Source organism: Rhodospirillales bacterium, assembly GCA_016712595.1.
In the GTDB taxonomy this organism is placed as follows: domain Bacteria; phylum Pseudomonadota; class Alphaproteobacteria; order Rhodospirillales; family Defluviicoccaceae; genus Defluviicoccus.
Map to the genome: position 1 here is coordinate 23,117 of JADJQT010000005.1, position 19,577 is coordinate 42,693.

At 62.9% G+C, this 19,577-nt stretch carries 13 protein-coding genes; 5 read left to right on the plus strand and 8 right to left on the minus strand.

The genetic code is table 11. The annotated features are described in order from the left end of the window. Positions 1-250 precede the first annotated feature (250 nt). From IPK66_17765 to IPK66_17780, 4 genes are all read left to right on the plus strand, one after another. Complete coding sequence (locus IPK66_17765) at positions 251-3,061, plus strand: relaxase domain-containing protein (protein MBK8177033.1); 2,811 nt, start codon at positions 251-253, stop codon at positions 3,059-3,061. Further along, the gene (locus IPK66_17770) at positions 3,045-3,446 is read left to right on the plus strand and encodes a hypothetical protein (protein MBK8177034.1); all 402 of its coding nucleotides are present in this window, start codon (positions 3,045-3,047) and stop codon (positions 3,444-3,446) included. Before IPK66_17765 ends, IPK66_17770 begins: the two co-directional genes overlap by 17 nt. 75 nt (positions 3,447-3,521) lie before the next feature. After that, positions 3,522-3,797, plus strand: coding sequence for a CopG family ribbon-helix-helix protein (locus tag IPK66_17775; protein ID MBK8177035.1), 276 nt, complete (start codon positions 3,522-3,524; stop codon positions 3,795-3,797). After that, positions 3,794-4,105: a type II toxin-antitoxin system RelE/ParE family toxin gene (locus tag IPK66_17780; GenBank protein MBK8177036.1), complete on the plus strand. Its 312-nt coding sequence runs from the start codon at positions 3,794-3,796 to the stop codon at positions 4,103-4,105. Before IPK66_17775 ends, IPK66_17780 begins: the two co-directional genes overlap by 4 nt. A 13-nt stretch (positions 4,106-4,118) precedes the next feature. Here IPK66_17780 and IPK66_17785 read toward each other — a convergent pair whose 3' ends face one another. The 8 genes from IPK66_17785 to IPK66_17820 all read right to left on the minus strand — a co-directional run bounded on the left by IPK66_17785 (position 4,119) and on the right by IPK66_17820 (position 17,563). Next, positions 4,119-4,754, minus strand: a complete 636-nt coding sequence (locus tag IPK66_17785) for a DNA methylase (protein MBK8177037.1) — start codon at positions 4,752-4,754, stop codon at positions 4,119-4,121. Positions 4,755-4,840: 86 nt separating this feature from the next. Then, positions 4,841-5,071, minus strand: a complete 231-nt coding sequence (locus tag IPK66_17790) for a hypothetical protein (GenBank protein ID MBK8177038.1) — start codon at positions 5,069-5,071, stop codon at positions 4,841-4,843. A 368-nt stretch (positions 5,072-5,439) separates the two neighbouring features. Next, positions 5,440-8,760, minus strand: coding sequence for a DUF499 domain-containing protein (locus tag IPK66_17795; protein MBK8177039.1), 3,321 nt, complete (start codon positions 8,758-8,760; stop codon positions 5,440-5,442). 8 nt (positions 8,761-8,768) lie between these two features. Next, a complete protein-coding gene (locus IPK66_17800; GenBank protein ID MBK8177040.1) occupies positions 8,769-11,777 on the minus strand; it encodes a DUF1156 domain-containing protein in 3,009 nt (1,002 codons plus the stop codon). A 7-nt stretch (positions 11,778-11,784) separates the two neighbouring features. Next, on the minus strand, positions 11,785-15,372 hold the full coding sequence (locus IPK66_17805) for a DUF3883 domain-containing protein (GenBank protein MBK8177041.1): 3,588 nt from the start codon (positions 15,370-15,372) through the stop codon (positions 11,785-11,787). Between the two features lie 408 nt (positions 15,373-15,780). Next, positions 15,781-15,987 carry a hypothetical protein gene (locus IPK66_17810; GenBank protein ID MBK8177042.1) on the minus strand — a complete coding sequence of 69 codons (207 nt, stop codon included), beginning with the start codon at positions 15,985-15,987 and terminating at the stop codon, positions 15,781-15,783. Further along, complete coding sequence (locus IPK66_17815) at positions 15,984-16,631, minus strand: hypothetical protein (protein ID MBK8177043.1); 648 nt, start codon at positions 16,629-16,631, stop codon at positions 15,984-15,986. The genes IPK66_17810 and IPK66_17815 overlap by 4 nt, the downstream gene beginning before the upstream one ends. Before the next feature lie 14 nt (positions 16,632-16,645). Continuing rightward, positions 16,646-17,563, minus strand: a complete 918-nt coding sequence (locus IPK66_17820; protein MBK8177044.1) for a DUF1738 domain-containing protein — start codon at positions 17,561-17,563, stop codon at positions 16,646-16,648. Positions 17,564-18,317: 754 nt separating this feature from the next. On the opposite strand from IPK66_17820, the gene IPK66_17825 reads away from it, so the two are divergent. Continuing rightward, positions 18,318-19,505: a Fic family protein gene (locus tag IPK66_17825; protein MBK8177045.1), complete on the plus strand. Its 1,188-nt coding sequence runs from the start codon at positions 18,318-18,320 to the stop codon at positions 19,503-19,505. Positions 19,506-19,577: the final 72 nt, after the last annotated feature.

Here is a 19,577-nt window from a genome sequence, read left to right on the forward strand (position 1 = left end):
CGCCTCGCGTCAAACGAAATCTATGCCGACTTCGTCGCCACCCGCTCACCCCTCCTGCCCCCGCTCGGCGTGGCCGGGATACCGCGCCCGTCATCCACCTGGGCAGTTACAATAAATGGTTAATTTCATGTTTTCGCGGGCAAGCGAAATTTGCCTAAGCTATGCTTAGGAGAGACGTCTGATTCAAGCTTTTCTTGGAAATTCACGCTGTTTTCGTGTATAAAGGGGAAGGGAGGCAAGAGGTTAAGGCATGTTAAGAATAACGCCGAGCACCTCCGCCGCTGGAGCTAAAGCCTATTACACGCAGGCGCTCTGCCACCAGGATTACTACACCGAGGGGCAGGAAATCGCCGGTCATTGGCATGGCCGTGTGGCGGAACTGATGCAGCTCGCCGGGGAGGTGAAGCGCGAGCAGTTCGGCTTGCTGTGCGATAACCGCCACCCCACCACGGGAGAGCAGATCACCCCGCGCACCAAAAGCAACCGGCGCGTCGGGTATGATTTCACCTTCAACGCCCCCAAGAGCGTCTCGGTACTCTATGCGCTGTCGGGTGACTCGCGCATCGCCGAGGCGGTGCGGGAGTCGGCTAACGCCACCATGCGCGAAGTCGAGCAGGAGATCGCGACGCGGGTGCGGGCAGGGGGCGAGAATGGCGAGCGCACGACCGGCAACCTGCTGTGGGCGGACTTCCTGCACACCACCTCGCGGCCGGTGGACGGTATCCCCGACCCGCATCTGCATGTGCATGCCTACGCCTTCAACGTCACCTACGACCCGGTCGAGCTGCGCTACAAGGCGGCCGAGTTCGGCGGCATCAAAGCCGACGGCCCGTATTTCGAGGCGGCCTTCCATGCGCGGCTCGCCAAGGCCCTGCGGGAGCTGGGCTACGGTATCGAGCGCGACGGGCGCTACATGGCGATCGCCGGAGTGCCCGAAACGTTAGTTGCGAAATTTTCCCGCCGCACCGCCGAAATCGAGGCGGAAGCGGGAAAACGCGGCATTACCGGCGAGGAAAGCCGGGGGAAACTGAAGGCGACGCTGGGCGCACTCACACGGCGCGGCAAGGGGGAAAGCGCGCTGAACTCCGAGCAGCTTGCCGAGGTGTGGCGCTCGCGGCTGAACCCCCATGAGCGCGCGGCAATGGCAAAGGTCATGGCCGGGGAGGGAGGCGGAGAGGGTGAGCGCCTCAGCCCGCAGGACAGCCTTGCTTACGCCCTGTCGCATAGTTTCGAGCGCCAGTCGGTCGCCGATGAAAAAGACGTGTTGATCACCGCCTTGCAACGCGGCTTCGGGCAGGTCAGCCCGGAGGAGGTCAAACTGGCCGCGCAAAAGGCCCCGCTGATGCGCCGCGAGAAGGATGGTCGCCGCTTTGTTACCACCCGCGAAGTGTACGACGAAGAGCAGGCGATGCTGCGCTTCGCGCGCGAGGGGCGGGGAGTGTGCCGCCCGCTGGGGCCGCGCGACTACACCATCGGCAACAAGGCGCTCAACCGTGACCAGCTCAGCGCGGTGGTGCATCTGCTCTCCTCGCAGGATCGGGTGATGATGATCCGTGGCGGGGCCGGGACCGGCAAGACGACCCTGCTCAAGGAAGCGGTCGCCGGGATTGAGGCCGGGGGCAAAAAAATCTTTGCCTTCGCGCCGACGGCGAGCGCCGCGCGCGACGTGCTGAGGCAGGAAGGATTTACGAGCGCGGAGACGGTCTGGCAACTCCTCAACAACAAGGAGCTGCGGGAGGATGTGCGCGACCAGGTGATCCTGATTGACGAGGCGGGGCTGCTGAGCGCCCGCGACACCGCCCGCGTCTTCGCTCTGGCCGGGCAGGTGAATGCCCGCGTGATTCTGGTCGGCGACTCCAAGCAGCATGCCTCGGTCGCGCGCGGCGACGCGCTGCGGCTGCTGGAGCAAAAGGCCGGTATCCGCCCGGCGGACGTGCTGGAGGTAGTGCGGCAACGCGGCGAATACCGCGAAGCGGTGAGCGCCATCAGCCACGGCGAGATAGCGGGGGGTTTCCGCCTGCTCGACCGTATGGGCTGCATCGTTGAAGCCCCCGGCGAGGAACGCTACCAGCGGCTCGTGGACGACTACCTCGCGGCGGTGAACACGGGCAAATCCGTGCTGGTGGTCTCGCCGACGCACCGCGAGGCGGAGCGTGTCACCGGGCTGCTACGCGACGGGCTGAAGGCGAGCGGGCGCATAGGGAGCAAGGAGACGCCGGTCAGGGTGCTGAAGAGCCTCGACCTCACCGAGGCGCAAGCGGGCGACCCGAAGAGCTACCAGCCGGGGTTCGTGGTGCGCTTCCATCAGAATGCGCGCGGCATCAAGCGCGGCGAGACGCTCGAGGTCGCGCATCTGAACCCGGACGGCCTGCCGGTGCTGCGCAACGCCGAAGGGAAGCTGCGCGCCCTGCCGCTGGAGGAAAGCGGGAAATTCACCGCCTATAAGCCGGAGACGATCGGACTCAGCGCGGGCGACACCATCCGCCTGACGCAAAACGGCTTCAGCGCCGACCGCAAACACCGCTTCAGCAATGGCGGGGTGTACGAGGTGACGCGCGTCGAGCCCGACGGGAGGGTCACGCTCGGCAATGGCTGGCAGCTCGATGCGACGTTCGGCGGTTTCACCTACGGCTATGTCAGCACCTCGCACGGCTCGCAGGGGCGCACCGTCGATCAGGTGTTCGTCGCGCAGGACAGTTTTTCGGGCCGCGCCAGTTCGACCGAGCAATTCTACGTGTCTGTCAGCCGGGGACGGCGGGATGTGCGCATCTACACCGACGACAAGGACGCGCTGGCGGCGGCGATCCTGCGCAGCGCCGCGCGGCCCTCGGCCACCGAGCTGATGCGCGGGGCGTTTCAGGCCAAGACGAAGGCCTGGACGCGACGCGACTGGGTGAAGGGGCTGACCATGCGCCTCAACCAGACGCTGGACCATCTCGCCGAAGCAGCGGCGAAAGCGCAGCTTCCGGCGGTGCGCATGGCGCAACGGGTGCGCGAGGCGACAGCAGAGGCGGCGCGGGAATTCACCCGCGAGGGAGGACAGGATGCACCCTCCCGGTAACCAGATTTCGCCCGCAGGGGCGGTGCATCCCGGGGGCGCGCAGCCGCCGGAGGGCGAGGGCGCGCCGGTCGCCTTTGCGCGCTTCAAGGGCAATGAATACTGGCCGTCGATCACCTTCAACCGGGTGACAGGCGATGCTTTCGGCTGGCCCTATACGCATCTCGTGCACTGGAAATTCGAGGCGCGGGGTGTGATTGAGCTCAAATTCATTGATGATCGCGTGGTCACCGTGCGCATCGTCGGGCGCAATCTGCGCAAGGGCTTTGACATGATCCGCCGCCGCGAGGTCGGGGACGTGTACGAGCAGCATGTCGGCGAATTCGACGCCGAGGAAGCCGCCCCGTACATTGACAGCGTCACGGTACGCGAGGACGGCGGCGCGTAGGCGGCAGGCGGCCCCTTGCCACTGAGAAAACCTCTCAGGTTTGCCATGCGTGCGCGTTTGTGTTAGGATGTACACATGCGAACACAGATAGCGGCGGATAACCCATTGAACAGCACGACAATGACCGTGCGCCTCCCTTCTGAATTGAAGGAGGGGCTTAGCCGTCTGGCTGCCCGGACGCGGCGCAGCAAGTCTTTCCTCGCGGGTGAGGCGATTGCCGCTTACGTCGCGCGTGAACTGGAGATCATCGAGGGGATCGAACGCGGCCTGGATGACATGAAGGCCGGTCGGGTAGTGCCCCATGATGAGGCGATGCGCCGGATTCGGGCGGTAATCGAAAAGGCGCGGTGAGGCGGGTTGTCTGGTCGGACTCCGGCCTGGAGGAATTCAGCAGCGTCGTTGACTACATCGCGCGTGACAACCCTATCGCTGCCGTCGGCGTGGCTGATCGCCTTGAAGCGGCAGTGCTGGCGCTGGCCGAATTGCCGGTAGGCCGCAAGGGACGGGTTGCCGGAACCTACGAGAAACTCGTCAGCGGTCTGCCCTATATCATCGCCTACGCGCTCGGCGACGAGCCGCCGGAAGACGGCACACTTACCGTGCTGCGCATCATCCACGGCGCGCGCGACTGGCCTGAGGGAAGCTGGCCGGGCGGCTGAGCGACGCCTCTGCTCATGCCGCCTTCCGCTCTTCCGCAGCGCGGGTGATGCGGCGCTCCGCGACCGCGAAATGCTCCGGGTCAAGTTCCATGCCGACAAACCGCCGACCGCTCGCAATGGCGGCGACGCCCGTGGTTCCCGAACCGAGAAACGGATCAAGCACCACGGCTCCCGGCGCTGAGAACGCCTCAATCAACGGACGGATGACGCCGACCGCTTTCTGGGTCGGGTGCAGCATGTTGCCGGTGTAGGCCCAGGGCTGAACGTCATCAAAGGGCACGAGCGGCCGTGGCGGGCGGCCCTTGGCGAGCAGGAACGCCTGTTCGTGCCGGGCAGCGGTGTAGCCGCGCCGGGAGGCGTAGTTCTTCGGCCAGACGATATGGCCGACCGGCGTGAAGCCCGCCTCCTTCCAGGCGCGCATGAACTTCTCGACATGGCTCCAGCCATAAAACGACACGCAGAACGTGTCGGGCTTCAGCACGCGGTAGAGCTCACGGAAAGCGGGAGCGATCCAGTCGTCCTGATGGTCGTTCGCCACGCTGCGCCCGGAGCGGTCGCGGTAGCGGCAGACATAGGGCGGGTCGGTTACCACCAGGTCAATGCTCGCGGTGGCGACACCTCGCAGGAGGGCGGTGCAATCGCCCTGCATGAGTACCGGCTGGGCAGAGCCGATCTGCGAGCGCACCGCAGGCGCTTTCCGAGAGAAATCCCTCATGGTGGTGGGAGGAAGGGGGCCTAAGCCCCCTGGGACTCCCCCTCGGTCGCGCCCTCCTGACGCTCGATACCGCGCATGCTGATGTAGCTGCCGGGGGGCGGCGTCACATCGAACCTGAGGCTGAAACCCTTGCCGTCGCTGTGCGGCCAGGCGGCGCCGATCTCGATGCTGCGGGCGGTTTTGCCGTCCCTGCCCTTGATCTCGTAGTTGATGCGGTGGGTCGGGCGTTTGGTGGTGTTGTTCGTGCTCATAACTTTCTCCTTCGTTTAGGGTTTTTGTGCCGAAGCACGCCTGGTGCCCGGCCAGAGCCCTGCTTCGCGGTCAAGCTGCAACACGGCCCCTTGGAGCGGGCAGCGGCTTGACCGCATTAGAAGCGGCGGCTCTGGCAGACAGGCGAAGGGCGAGGCAAAACCCCTAAGGAGGGGACGAGGGTGGAATGGCACGGCGGCACACGCGCGGGACGCGCCGGGAGCGTGACTCAAGCTGACGGCATCCGTCTTGCGGGATAGGCGGTGCGCTGGTGGCTGGAAGGCTAAGGGAGGGACTTGCCTGGCGATCGGCGACCGCGCGGTGGCAGCCTAAACGAGCGGAAATCTGGCGGCGTGAGGTCTGCTAGGGCTTATTCCGTCTCGAAACCGTGCGTCTCGAATTTGAGCGAGCGGCTATTTTCCGTCACTGTCCTTACCGCGCTTTCGGAAACCCCGTCGGGAATGGTCGCGGCAATCTCCAAGGTCACGGTTACGTTGCTTCCGACGATCCCTGTGAGGTGGGCAATAATCTCGTCCGCGATACGACCCGCGTCGCGCCCTACGCGAGTCGCATCCAGCGTCACCCGTCCGTAAAAACGGTTAGGCCGTGTCTTGGTGGTAGCTTCCGCAGGGGTGCCGGGTTCCTCTTGCGGCTCCACGGCGCTCGCGCCCGTCGCCGTCGCACCTGCTGCTACAGCGCGGTCCGCTTCCTGCTGTTTGAGTGCCACGTCTGGCTTGACGATGAGGCCTGCTCCCGACGGCTCAACGACATTGAGCCGCTCACCACAGCGCAGCCCCTGGTAACGGCGTGTCGCTTCGTCATAGGCATCGGCGTAGGCAAAGGACTCTTGCCGCCACAGCATCAAGCCAAGGCCATCTTGGACTGCGGCGGCGAGAACGTCGGGGTCGCGCAGGCGTGGCAGGTACACGTAGCGCGCAAAATCTTCGGCTAACTGCCGAAGGGCAACGTGGTCGCCGCGCCATAGCGGGATACGGTCGAGTTCCATGCGCAGGCGCGTACCCGCGAGGGAGGGCACGAGGAGTTCCTCCGAGCGGAGCTTCTTGCTGGCGCGCACCGCCAGGTTTTCCTGCCCGGAGAGCCGGTAGGCCTGCCACTGAACGGGCGACTGCGGCGTCGTTTGTACCGGCACCAGGAGCCATTGGTAGGATTCCGGCAGCCGCGCGGCGACGGCCCCGTCGGCTGCCTTGCGCTGCGCCTCCGCCTGCCTGACCTGATGCGGATCGAGGTTGAGCCCCTCTTTCTCGTCCAGGATTGACGACCACGCCAAGAAGCGGCGGACGGCCTCATCGAGGTCTTGAAGGCGGGTCTGGTCAACGGCCAAGAAGACCAGGGTGTTCTGGAAGAGGCGCGGCGCATTGCCACGGCTTTGAAGGATCGCCGCTGCCGCGCTTTGCGCCTTGTTACCGGCATCCTTGCTGTAGGGATGGTCTGGCCCCAGGACCACCAAGCGCGCTTCCATGTCGTCCGGCACGTCCGCGCCCGACGGCGGTACCGCGTGAATGCGCCGAAAGTCGCCCATGTTCCGCAGGTCGGTGCGCAAGCGATCCTCGATCTCGGCGATGACCGGATCGGGATTGCGTTTGAATTGCTCGGCACGATCCTCGGCAAGCTTGGTGACGGTCGGCTGCGTCGCGTACCAGTAGCGCGGCCCGTCCTGATAGAGGAAGGTCGCGGACGAACTGAGACGGCGGAGCGCGTCGCCAAACACCGCGGGCGATTCTCCGGGCATGACGCATCCCAATTTAATCTGGCGATCCTCGATGCCCCGGTTGGCTGCCGAGGCGGTAGGCGCGGAGCCGAGATACACCGTCCGTGCAACGCGACGGCTTGCCGCGAACTTGCCGAGGTTCGGCACCTCGCCGTCAATGCGCAGTGGTAGAGCGTTCGGGCCGTCTACATCCTTCTCGATGATGGGCTTCCACTGGTCTGGAAGGTAGCGGGTCAATTCGTCCCGCACGCGTATATCGTCGATCGGAATATTGGCGGGCATGATGATCGGATTGCGATCGCCCTTCTCCCACAGGCTGTGAATGACGGCGGCCATCAGTCGCAGGACGCCGCGCGTGCGTTGGAATTTGACCAGCGTCGACCAGTCCGTGTAGAGCCGGTCGAAGACTTCCGGGTGGATCGGGTAAGCGGCACGCAGGCGCTTTTCGTAATCCGCATCGCGGCATTCGGGAGGGAATTCCTGATGCTGCGTGCGGTAAAGATCAGCAAAGGCGCGGGAGACGTTGTCGCGGGCGGTGAACTGCTCGCGATCAATCAACGGCTCGAACAAGCGGCGGCGGACTATCTCGAAGCCTTCCTCCGTGCTTGCCGGTGCCCAGGAGGATTCGACGCGGCCAATGACGTTTCTAAGCCGAGACAGCGCTGCGCGGCCGCGAAGGCCGCCGACTTCCTCGTCATCGGCCTGCGCATGAGGGGAGGTCGCCGTGTCGGATGCCGGTAAGCTGATTACCAGGAGACACTGCTTTGCCAGCTTCGCCGACTCGGTCAGCGCCTGAGCGAAGGTGAAATGCGTCTCGAAGCTGCCAGCAGGCAGGTCGGCGTCGTCATGCAATTGCCGAGCGTAGGCGACCCACTCGTCGATCAGGATCAGGCACGGCCCGTATTCATTCATCAGCTCGCGTAGCGTGTCGCCGGGGCTAGTGGCACGTTCATCATCCTGTCGGAGTTTTTCGAAGGCGGGCTTGCCGCCCAGTTGCCAGGCCAGCTCTCCCCAGAGGGTCTTGACGACCGTTCCGTCGGGTTTGCTCGAAGGGTTGCCCGGCGAAATCTTGTTCCCGACCAGAACGACGCGCTTGACCTTCTCCGGCAATGCCGAAATGCCCGCGTCAGCCATCAGCGCGTCGATGCCCAGCATCTCGCCTGGCGTAGTGCCGGAAAACAGGTGGTAGAGCGCGAGCATCGAGTGGGTCTTGCCGCCGCCGAAATTGGTCTGCAACTGCACGACCGGGTCGCCCCCTTGGGCGGATAGGCGCTGCATCGCGCCGGTGAGCAAGTCTTTGAGGCTTTGCGTCAGGTAAGTGCGGCGGAAGAACTCCGAGGGTTTGCGGTATTCGTCGGAGCCTTCGCCGAGATGCACCTGCCAGAGGTCAGCGGCGAATTCCGCCTGCTGATAGCGGCCGCTTGCCACGTCGCGGTGCGGGTTTACCACCTCGCGCCATGGCTTGAGGGTTCCCGTGACCTGGCTTTCGACGGCGGTTCCGGCGCTTTTTCGCCGCTCCGTGCGCGCCTGCTCCTCGAAGATCAACCGCCGCAGTTCCATCTTCATGCGGCCTACTTCCTCGGCCTGCGGCGCGGAAACCGCCGTCAGCAGGCGGGTGATGGAGTCGAGCGCGCGGTCGGTGTCATCGCCCGTGAAAGGCTCCTGATGCGCCCAGCGATTGCGATAGCCACGGATTTCGCCGACCAGCCCACGCTCCGCCGGGCCGAGGACGTCGCGGAAGACTTCGTTCCAACTGTCCCACATCAGCTTGAGGAGGAGCGCGGCGTCCCATTTGGCGATCGCCTTCTCCTTGAACATCGGGTCTTCGGCGAGGGCATGGACGGCCATGATCTTCCGGCCCTTGTCCAAGGCGGCGCGGATTTCGCGCTCGGCGAAGGGTGCCAGCCCGTCCTTTAGAAGTTCCAGGGCCTTGGCGACCCGTTCCTGGTTGGTCATCGCCATGGCTTACCTCATACAAACATATCGGCCTGCGCCGGGCCGGAGGTTGCGGTGCTTTCGCGCGCGAGGCGCATGATTTCCGGCCAGCTCTGCACAAGGCCGTTGTAGGACAGAGCTTCTGCGGCGCGCTTCTTGCGCTCGGCCACGGTATAGAGGCGGTAGGCCAATTCGCGGGCAATCTCGGCGCGCACGCCGATCTTTGCCGCCAGCTCACCCGCCGCCGCTTCGCCCCCCGCCTCCAGCACGCGGATCAGGTGATGCACCATTTCCCAGACGGTGAGGCGAGCGTCGGTCGCCGGGTCCCAATCCGAGGGAAGCTCGTTGGGCTTGAGGAGCCGCACCTTGCCGCCCCTGGAATGGACGACGCCTGCCTCGACGAGACCTGAGACGGCCGTGTTCTTCGCCCGCGCCAGCACATCGGCGACACCGAATTCGCCCTCGGCAAAGCCAAACTGCTCGAACCAGGCGACGGCAAAGCGGCTGTCGGGGTCGAAGTCCCCCTCCTGCTCGGCCAGCACTTCGTCGAGCGTCTGGTTAATGAGGGCGAGCGCCTCGCGCACAGAAAGCTGCTTGCCCTCGGCATCCAGCACCTTGGCGTAGCGGGTATAGACCGCCATGCCGGGGCCGATGGAGGCTTGCGCGAGGTCCACCGGCGCGATGTTGCCGCGTTGCAGGTGGGTGAGCGCCGACGGCAACTCGACCTTCAGCGCATTCAGGAATTCGCGACGTGTTGCTGTTGCTGCATTGGCTGGGCGGGGGCGGCATACGAGAACGATGCTGGATGCCAGTGCATTGGTGCCGGAGGCGATCATGCGGCCTGCGCCTTCGGTACGCATCGGCCATGTCCCCAAAACAGCGAAGCCGGCTTGAATAACCGCTTCTAAGAACGTCTCCCACCCCGTACTAGCCACAGCTTCATTACTGTCGGTTTCAGACTGTTTAAAGGCATAATAAATCGTCACGGGAAATATCGGGTGGGACTGCCCCGTGATCCTTTCCATTACCTTGGTCATACCATCAAGAAAGAATTTTTCGGCTGCTTCTTTGCCGCCATGACGGTATGGTGTCGCAACAAGTTCTTCTGTTTTTGGAGTCGTCATTGTGGAAAACAACTCGGGAAAGACGTTTTTTAGAGCATGTCTTATCCACACATAGAAAAAATCGGAAAGGTCCGCATAGCCTATGTTGTCGTAGTAAGGCGGATCGGTACTAAATACGCATGGCTTTTGCGCAGGGAAATGCTCTTGCGCGCTTAGTTGCATCGCAGTTGCTACTGCGTTCGGAGTACATATGTCCAGGAATGAAGCAATAGATTCCGCGCATGTCAGCACATCAATGCTTGATTTTCCCAGAGGGTTTCCCTCTGCAAAATCCCATGTCATCGCCAAAGCTTGTCGTGGCATGGCATCGCGAAGTGCATTGTCTTTCGGTAGCCACGTAGAAATGGTTGATCCGTAATAAACCATGCGGTCAACAACGCATGCCAAATACAAAGCTATTGCATCCGCATAAGATTGGGCTCCCCTTCCGCCCTCAGTGAGGGATTTGTTATCGTCAGCAAGGCCTGCAACGAGGCTTTCGTGCTTTACGCGCTCGCGCGCCTCCCCCACCAATTCGGAAAAGGTGGATAGTGCCACGAGTTGGCGCGGGGTGAAAAGGTCACTGAACTTCGTTAGGCCATACTCGACGACGTTAGTACGACCAGGCCAATGGGATATTTCACCTTCCGGTTTCCAGTCTGGTTCTGCTTTCCTGGCCAACATCTCATGTTCTGAGGTCGGTTCCAAATATACTCGTCCTCGCTGACCCTCGACTACAATCGCCATAAGTCGTGCACCCATGCGTCCGCCCCGGCTTTCTGACCGGAGATATGCAAACGGCATCGGAGTGCCCGACATTAGGCACAGAAAATTGCTGTGGCTGCCGCCTGACTTAGTTCCTCTCCTTGCCGCCTCAATGTCTTTTGGCTTTCCCACCAACACCGTGAAGCGGTAGCCGCCGTTTTCGATCACCGGCTCGACATAGGCCTCCTTGCCCGCTTTGGTGGAGAGCATGAAGGTTGAGGCGAGCGGCACATCCACGTGCCGATAAGCGGGATTGGGGCTTTTCACCGTGCGCGCCCAGAGCCAGGCGATGACGGTGAGCTCGCGGCCCACATACGGCTTCAAGTCCGGCCGCTCGGCGGCCATTTCCGCCGTGATCTCGATCTTGGGGTAGAGGTGGCCAATGCGCTTTTGTGCCTCCTCGCGCATCCACTGGCCGTAATAGCGCACGTCCTCGGCCAGGCCCTGCGCGCCCTTCCAGTGTTTGTGGGGGTCGCGCGCCGGGTTGACCGGTGGCTGGCCAGCAAATTTCGGCGGGATTTCGATCATCGCCTTGTTGATAAGCACGGCGACAGGGTTCAGATCGGAAGCGTAGGGCTCCACACCAAGCCATTGCGCCGAAAGTGGGATGCTGCCGCTTCCGGCAAATGGATCGCAGAGGGATGGCAATTTGTTACGGTCGAATAGCTGCTTGGCGTCGGGGTGGTCTGCATTATCAGCGCAAGCTCTGCGCCAGCTTTGCCAGATTTCTGATCTGGCTTGATCGAGCACGATTTCGTTATGAGTGTTATCCCATTTCACTATTTGTTCAATGATCTGAAACAGGCGACTTCTTTCTAAATCCGCAGCGCAGTCTTCCAGTGTCGGCTCGGAACCAGGATCAAGAACATCAGCATCGTGTGCTTCGAACTCTGCCTTGCGTGTCTTCCATAGCGCATGGCGTTTTTTGAGTTCGCGTTCCGCCGTCCTCCGTTTCTCCGGGAAAGAAAGGAGCGTATCAACATACTCCGAGGGGTCATCGACCATCTGGGCAAAGATCACCGCCCGCGCCGCCGCCAGAGGTCGCTGAGCCCACCACTTATGAAACGACGTAGGCCAACCCTTTGGAGCCTTCTGCTTGCGTCGCAAAGATTCGGTGTTGATCACCTCCAGTGGCAGGGCGACTTCAATCAGCTTTTTGCGGGTCTTGACGGTCATGTCGTCCTCACGATGGCGCGCCGGCCATCGCCAGCAGTTCTGAAAATTCGTAATTGACGCTCGCGGCGGCAAAATCCGGCTCGCGCTTGAAGGGCTGGCGGACGTAGTGGACGGTGTGTGCGCCGTCGCCTTGGAATTCGACGATGGCGAGGATGAATTCTTCCGGCTTGTTCAAGGAATAGAGAATTTCGTTGCGGGTCACCGTGATGGTGGCCGCGCCAGCGGCGCGCCCCTTCACCTCAAGGAAGCGCAGACGGCCCGTGCCGGGGATCGCGCTCTCGATGTCGTAGCCGAGTTTGTCGGTCTCGCGGTCCACGGGAAGGAAGCCGAGGCCACGCTCGATCTCCATAATAATCTCGCGCGCACGCGCTGCGACCACCTGGGTATCCACGCTCGCCTTGTCCTTCGTGGGCAGTTGCCCGGTCATCTCGGCCACCAGCCCTGAAGGCACCACGAGCAGCCCGCCAAGGACGACCGGCGGCAGGGGGGAAAGCTGACGCTCGCGCCTGATTTCCTCCATGCGCTTGTGCAGCCGCGCCTGGAGTTCATCCGCCCGCTTGCGCGCCTCGCCGGAATTCAGCCGGGCATTGGGCTTGCCCGCCCTCTCCTGGTCTCTGAGCTGCTCCGCCCTAAAATCCCAGTAGTTGATCTCCTTGGTCAGGCGATCCTTCACCGCGGCCTCGGTCTTGTCGAGCAGGGCGAGCTTGCGGCCCTTCACTTCAGCGAGGTGTTCCGGGACGACCGAGGCGATCGCGTAGCCTTGGGCTTTGCCCTCCAGGTCGCGCCCGATCCAACTGCACTCAGGGCGCGCCAGGATGTCGGCAAGTGGCGGCTCCCCGTCCTTCAGCGGGCGGTAGTCGAGATAGGGGGCATAGTTGAGATGACGGACGGCGCCGTCCCCGTCGATCTCCACGAAGAGCAGCCGTTTTGAGACGACCCGCCGGTCACCGCTCTTGGTCAGGCTTGCGTCCTGGATCGCGTGTTCAAGGAAGAAAAGGATGCGCGGCTGCGTGCCTAGATCGCGTTCGTCCACCAGCACCGCGCCACGGCGCAACAGGTCTCGATGGCGTTCGAGCGTCAGGTCGATGACGGCATTGAGCAGCGGATGGCCGGGACAGATAAAGGCGGCAAGGGGTTGACCCTGCGGCGCAACGAATTCCTTATCGAACGCAATGCGCTCATAGCGGGGCAGCACCGGCTCGCCAAAGCCGATCAGCCGGTCGCGGTTGCGCACCGGTGCCGGAACATGCGTGATTTCGTAGCGGCGCGGCTCGCGCAGCTTGGCAGCACCGCCGAGCCCCCGGAACGCCTCCATGAAAAACGACTCGATGTAATGCGGCTGGAGTCGGCGCGCCTCGGCACGCTCCATCTCCTCGCGGATACGATGCACGCGGGTCACGTCCATCGTGTCATGGGCGAGCGCGCGATCTTCCAAGAGGTCTTGCAGGTGCCCCTTGTCGAAGGCGCTCTCGACCACTTGGGTCAGCCGCGCCCGAACCTCCGGCTGCTCGCCGTAGCGAATGGCGTCGATGAGCAGCTCACGCAACGGCCGCCCCTCAAACTGGAGCTTGCCCAGCACGTCAAACACCTGGCCGCCCAGGGTCTGGCGCGCCTGCTCCAGCTTCTCCAAAAGCTTGCGGTAGACGTCGCCTTCGCGCGTTTCTTCCGCCACGAGGTTCCACAGGTGGCAGACTTCGGTCTGGCCGATGCGGTGGATGCGCCCGAAGCGCTGCTCCAGGCGGTTGGGGTTCCAGGGCAGGTCGTAGTTCACCATCAAGTGGGCGCGCTGGAGGTTGATACCCTCGCCAGCCGCGTCGGTTGCCAGCAGTACCTGGACTTCGGGATCGTGCTTGAAGGATTCCTGGGCCTTCATGCGCTCCTCGCGCCCCATGCCGCCATGGATCATGACGACAGCTGTTTCGCGTCCAAGCAGCGTGGCGATGCGTGCCTGAAGGTAGTTCAGCGTGTCGCGGTGTTCGGTAAAGATGACGAGCTTCTGGTGCTGGGAGGATTTCAGTTTGGGCGGCGCAGGTACGCCCGCATCGTAGGGGGCGGGGTCTTCCGCAAAGCCGCTGGCAATCGAGGCAGGGGTGAAGATTTCACCCAACAGCGTGGCGAGTTCACGCCATTTCTTGTCATCCCCGGTGCGGCGGATGGCCAGAGCCATGCCCTCCAGCCGGGTCAGCGTCTCAATCTCAATGCGCAATTCCTCGATGGAGCGTGCCGCCGTCGCCTCGTCAAGAACCTGCTCCTCAACCGCTTCCATCTCGGCGTCGGGCGCATCTTCGAGGTCTTCGACGTCCTCCTTGTCGAGAACTGGTAGGTGTGCGCCAAAGGCTTCCGCCGCCTGCCCGCCGCGCCGCAGGATTTCCAGTTCGCGGAGCCGACTTTCCAGTCGCTCGCGGCGACGTCGCAGGGACTGGTAGATAGCTTCCGGCGAGGAAGCCAGGCGGCGTTGCAGGATGGTCAGGGCAAAGCCAACCGTGCCCGCGCGCTTGTCGTTCTGCAGGGCTTCCACTCGATTGAATTCTTCGCGGACATAGTCCGTGACCGCCTTGTACAGCGCGGCTTCCGCATCGGAGAGCTTGTAGGGGACGGTGTAGGCAATCCGCTCCGGGAAAAGCGGCGTCGCGTCGAATTTCAGGAGGTTCTCCTTGACCATCCGACGCATCAGGTCGGACACGTCGGCGGTATGCACGCCGTCGCGGAATTTGCCCTCGAAGCGATCGCCGTCGAGCAACGCCATGAAGAGCTGAAAATCCTCTTCCTTGCCGTTGTGGGGCGTTGCCGTCATCAGCAGGAAATGGCGCGTCAGGGTCGAGAGTAATTGGGCCAAACGGTAACGCTTGGTGTATTTGACCTCGCCGCCGAAAAAGGTCGCCGACAGCTTGTGCGCCTCGTCGCAGACGATCAAATCCCAGCGGCAATCCGGGGCTTTGAGCTTCTCCTGCACATCCTCATTGCGTGACAGCTTGTCGAGGCGGGCGATGATGAGATTGGTTTCCAAGAACCAGTTGCCCGTGCGCGCCGCTTCGAGCTTGTCGTTGGTCAGAATGTCGAAGGGTAGGCTGAAGCGCCGGTAGAGTTCGTCCTGCCACTGTTCGGCGAGGCTGCCTGGGCAGACGACAAGGCACCGCTGAAGGTCGCCGCGCGCGATCAGTTCCTTGATCAGGAGCCCGGCCATAATCGTCTTTCCGGCTCCTGGATCATCCGCCAGGAGAAACCGCAGCGGCTGCCGGGGAAGCATACTTTCGTAAACCGCCGTGATCTGGTGCGGTAGCGGCTCCACCACCGATGTATGCACGGCCAGAACCGGGTCGAAGAGATGCGCCAAGTGGATGCGCTGGGCCTCGGAGACGAGGCGGAAGAGATGGCCATCCCCATCGAAACTCCAGGGACGGCCTTCCTCGACAATTTCGAGACGCGGTTCGTCGTGGCGGTAGAGGAGTTCGTTGCCGACCTTGCCGCCCGCGTCCTTGTAGGTCAGTTCGAGCGCCTCCGATCCGAACCATTGGACGTTCACAACCGTCGCCAGGCTGCTGGGCAAGACACCACGAATGGACGCATTTGGTTTGAGGTCTTCGAGCCTTGTCATTCGGTCCCTGTCCTATAGTTCTGCGTCGACAAGCAACCGGCCGTAGACAGGAGTTCCCATCAATTTAGAAGTGCCTCCCATCGAACATAACGCTGTCGTTGTTGCCATTAGTTCCAGATACGAGCCGCAGGTCATTGTTATTTTAACTTACTTATTGAATTTTCTGTGCTTGTAGTAATATGCAAATGGCAGATATTGTTAACCTACTTAGCAGGCCCAAAAAGTAAAGCATTGTTTCTATTATCTTGCTACATTATCGGCTTTGCAGGTATCGACCCGGCACGAATATGGAAAGGCTAACCTTCCAGGTAGTATGGGGCATTATTGCTCGGCGAAGTTGAGGGCGTAGGTTGAGACTCTCTATAGCGCGCGTGCCAGCAACGTTTTTAACCTTTTTGGAGCAAGCCGTCACTCCTCCAGCAATGTGAACAGCGACGGCTGCGCATAGCGTCCGGCGGCGCTGCGCTCCGGGGCGGGCCGTCGGTCGTCCTTCAGCGCAAACAGCGCGGGCTGGTCGGGTCTGCGGCACTGTTCAAGCTGCTCGCGGCGCATCTTCAGGAGGTCGCGCCAGAGATACGGCTTGCCGTCAATCAGAAGGGTGGCGGGGTGCTTCATCGCACGGCCTCCCCTGACCGCTCGCGGTAGCGCGGCTCGATGGCAACCAGCCTGCCCTTCAGTTCCTTGGCGACATACGCAGCGACGATTTCGGCGGCGAAGGCCTCCGGCGTCATGCCGGGTGCGGGGTCGGCGTGGATACCGAGGAAACTGCGGTAACCGGTCTCGCTGATGAAGGGGCGGCCCGCGTCCACTACGTGCGCGGCGAAGCCGGGCCAGTAGCCGAAGCTGCTGCCAATGCCGAATATCCCGTCCATTGCGATGCGCACACGCGCGCCGGAAACGGTGACGACAAAGCTTCCTTGCTGCCCCCACAGCGGCACACAGTCGCGCGCGGCGGCGGTTTCGCGTCGCAGGATGCAGCCGGGAGCATCCGGCCCGGCAAGGATGCCGGGCTCACCGTGATTCAGTCGCCGCGCGAGATTATCCGCCTCCTTGCGCAGGCGCATCGTCTCGTCCACGTCGGCGGCGAGCATGGCGGCGTGGTGGGTCGCAAGCAGGGCGCGGAAGTGCGGCAACGCCTCGGAAAGCGTACCGGGCAAATGCCCGGTACTCCTCTCGAAGGCGCGGCGGTAGTTGACGGTCTCGGCTTCATCAAGCAAGCCCTCGAAGCCAAGCTGGGCGGTGGGGGTATGGGTGCGCATCGTTCCGCCCTCCCCTACGCCGCTGCCTGATGGGACGCTTCCGGCTCGCAAGCCTCTTCCCGGCCCTGCAATCCGTGCAGGAAATCGGCGGCTTTCTGGGCGTGGGATGCGGCGGTAAAAATCGCCCGCTTGTCGTGCTTCAGGGCCTGAAGCCATCCGGCGATGTAGGGGGCGTGGTCGTCCCTGATCTGCGGCGTCAGTTCCAAATCGGCACAGAGAAATGCCGCGCCAAGCTCGGCCACGAGTTCCTCCATCGCGTACCCGGCGTCACCAAATCGCTTGCGGCCGAAATCACGGGCAAGGCGCGTGTCGTGTTTCGTCCAGTGGACGCATTCATGGGCAAGGGTGGCGTAGTAGGCCTCGGCTGAGCGGAAGGCCTCGAAGGGCGGCATCTGCACATGGTCGGAAGACGGGCTGTAGAAGGCGGCATTTCCGCCGTGGCGGATGGTCGCGCCGGTCGCGGCAAAGAAGCCTTCCGCGTTCTCGATGCGCTGCTCAGCATTCAGCCGGGGTTCGGCCTTGGCGTGGTAGTGCGCGGGCAGGTCTTCAATCTGCTCGACGTTGAACACGGTGTAGCCCTTCATGAAGGGGATTTCCCGCGTCTGGGCTTCGCCCTCCTCGCCCTGCTCCTCGCGGGTGATGGTGTTCGCATAGACAACGAGCGTTCCCTTCGCGCCCTTCTTCACATGCGCGCCGAGCTCCTTGGCCTGTCGGAAGGTCATCCAGATAGGGGCGGTAAACCCCTGCTCCATCGCGGATGCCCACAGCATCACGATATTGATGCCGCCGTAGGGCTTGCCGCTCACGCGCAAGGGGCGGCTGACCGGCCCCGCGACATGCGCGGCGTCCCAGGGTTTCATCCACGGGCGAACGCCCTGCTCCAGTTCGGCAATAATCTGATTGGTGATGCGGGTGTAAACGTCTGAATTCATGGCTCTTGCTCCTTGCTAGTATTCCCGGTTGCGCAGCCGCTGCTGCTGCAACCGAACTAGCCAAGCGGCAATGAGCGGGGGGAAAGCCGTCACAGGCCGAGACGCCCGGCGGGGTATCACCCGGCCTGCACAAGCCTTCAGGCGCGGAAGGTTGGGGAAACCGGGCGGCTCGCCCCTTCAGGGGCTTGGCCTTGACGGGCGGGGACCGTCAGGGTCCCTCTAGAAAAAAGACCTGCGCCGGGCGCACGACCGGCGGCCTGACAGGTTCATGAAAAAGGGGGCGTTGCGGGGTCTCCCCGCCGGAAGAGGGTGTGCCGGAGACGGTCAGGCTCCGGCCAGGGGGAAGGCGTTCCCCCCTCCCCTGAAAAGATGTTTTACCGGCATACCGCTATACCGGTGTACCGCTATAGGCCGTAAGAGCTTGGAAAATCCTCACAGAACCGGGGTACGGGATACCCGTGAGCGGCTCTCAAGGTCACTTCATGCCTTGCGACGGGCCGCTCACCTGGATTCGGATTGGTGATGATGGCGGGCAATACTCGGAGTTATTTCCCGGCGGGAGATCGAAAGCGCGTCTTCCGACGCTTAAGGATCGGCAGGGCTCGCCCTCTACACGGGCGATAAATCCATACATTCCACAGGGATAGAAGCCGCCGCGTCATCGGCGCGAAGATCGGCAAAAAACTGGCTTTTCTTGAGAGAAAGCCTTATTATATCAATGCGCTAATGTTTTTTGATGATCGGCATGGAAGAAATTATCGAAACTCCCTCCCGGATTGAGCCCTGTTTGCTTGAGCAGATGGGAACGGAACTGGTTGACCTGATCGCCGAGCTTTCAGCGGCGTCCGAACGGCTCGGCCACCGGCTGCATCCCCGCACGGCGGCGAACTTGGCCGAGCTGGTGCGGGTGATGAACTGTTTTTATTCCAACCTGATCGAGGGGCACAACACGACCCCGCGCGAGATCGAGCGGGCGCTTGCCGGAGACTTGGCAGGCGAAGAGGAGCGTCGCAACTTGCAGGTCGAGGCGGCGGCGCATATCCGGCTGCAACGGGAAATCGACCGGCTCTACGCCGAGGGCGCACTGCCCGAACCGGCGTCGTGCGATTTCATCCGTTGGCTGCACCGGGAGTTCTACCGCGAAGCTCCCGAAGCGATGCTGATCATCGAAGGGGCGGGACGGCGGTTTCGCATGGAGCCGGGCGCGTTGCGTTCGGACGCCCTGCATGATGTCGCGGTCGGCCGCCATGTGCCGCCGGGAAGCGATCGCGTTGCCGCCTTCATGGAACATTTTGAGTGGCGCTACCGGCTGGCAGCGCTTGGCAAGAGCGCGCGGATCATCACCATGGCGGCGGCGCATCACCGCTTGAACTACATCCACCCCTTCCCCGACGGCAACGGGCGCGTCAGCCGCCTGATGAGTCATGCGATGGCGCTTGAGGCCGGTATCGGCGCACACGGATTGTGGTCGGTCTCGCGCGGGCTCGCCAGAGGGCTGGAAAGCCGGGGCGAGTACAAACGAATGATGGATTACGCCGACACGCCCCGGCAGGGCGATCTCGACGGACGGGGCAACCTCTCCGAAAAGGCGCTCACCGAATACGTCGTGTGGTTTCTCAAGGTCTGCCTCGACCAGGTGGAATTCATGGGCGGGCTGTTCGATCTGGAGCGGCTCGGCGAGCGGCTGAAACTCTATGCCCGTCAGGAAGGGTTCAAGCCGGAAGCCTACCGCCTGCTCGATGAAACGCTCCTGCGCGGCGAACTACCGCGCGGGGAGGCGGAGCGCGCCACGAGACTGAAGGAGCGCACCGCGCGCGATCTGCTCGCCTCGCTGGTCGAGGATGGCATCCTCGGCTCCGATACACCGAAGGGACCGGTGTCGCTGCGCTTCCCGATGAAAGCGGTCGAGGTGCTGTTTCCGCGTCTGTTTCCAGAGGCGTGAGACGAAAACTATGGGTCCTTCGTCTGAGATTTATCGGCCTCCGGGATAAACCCCCGCCGTTGATCCGGGCGA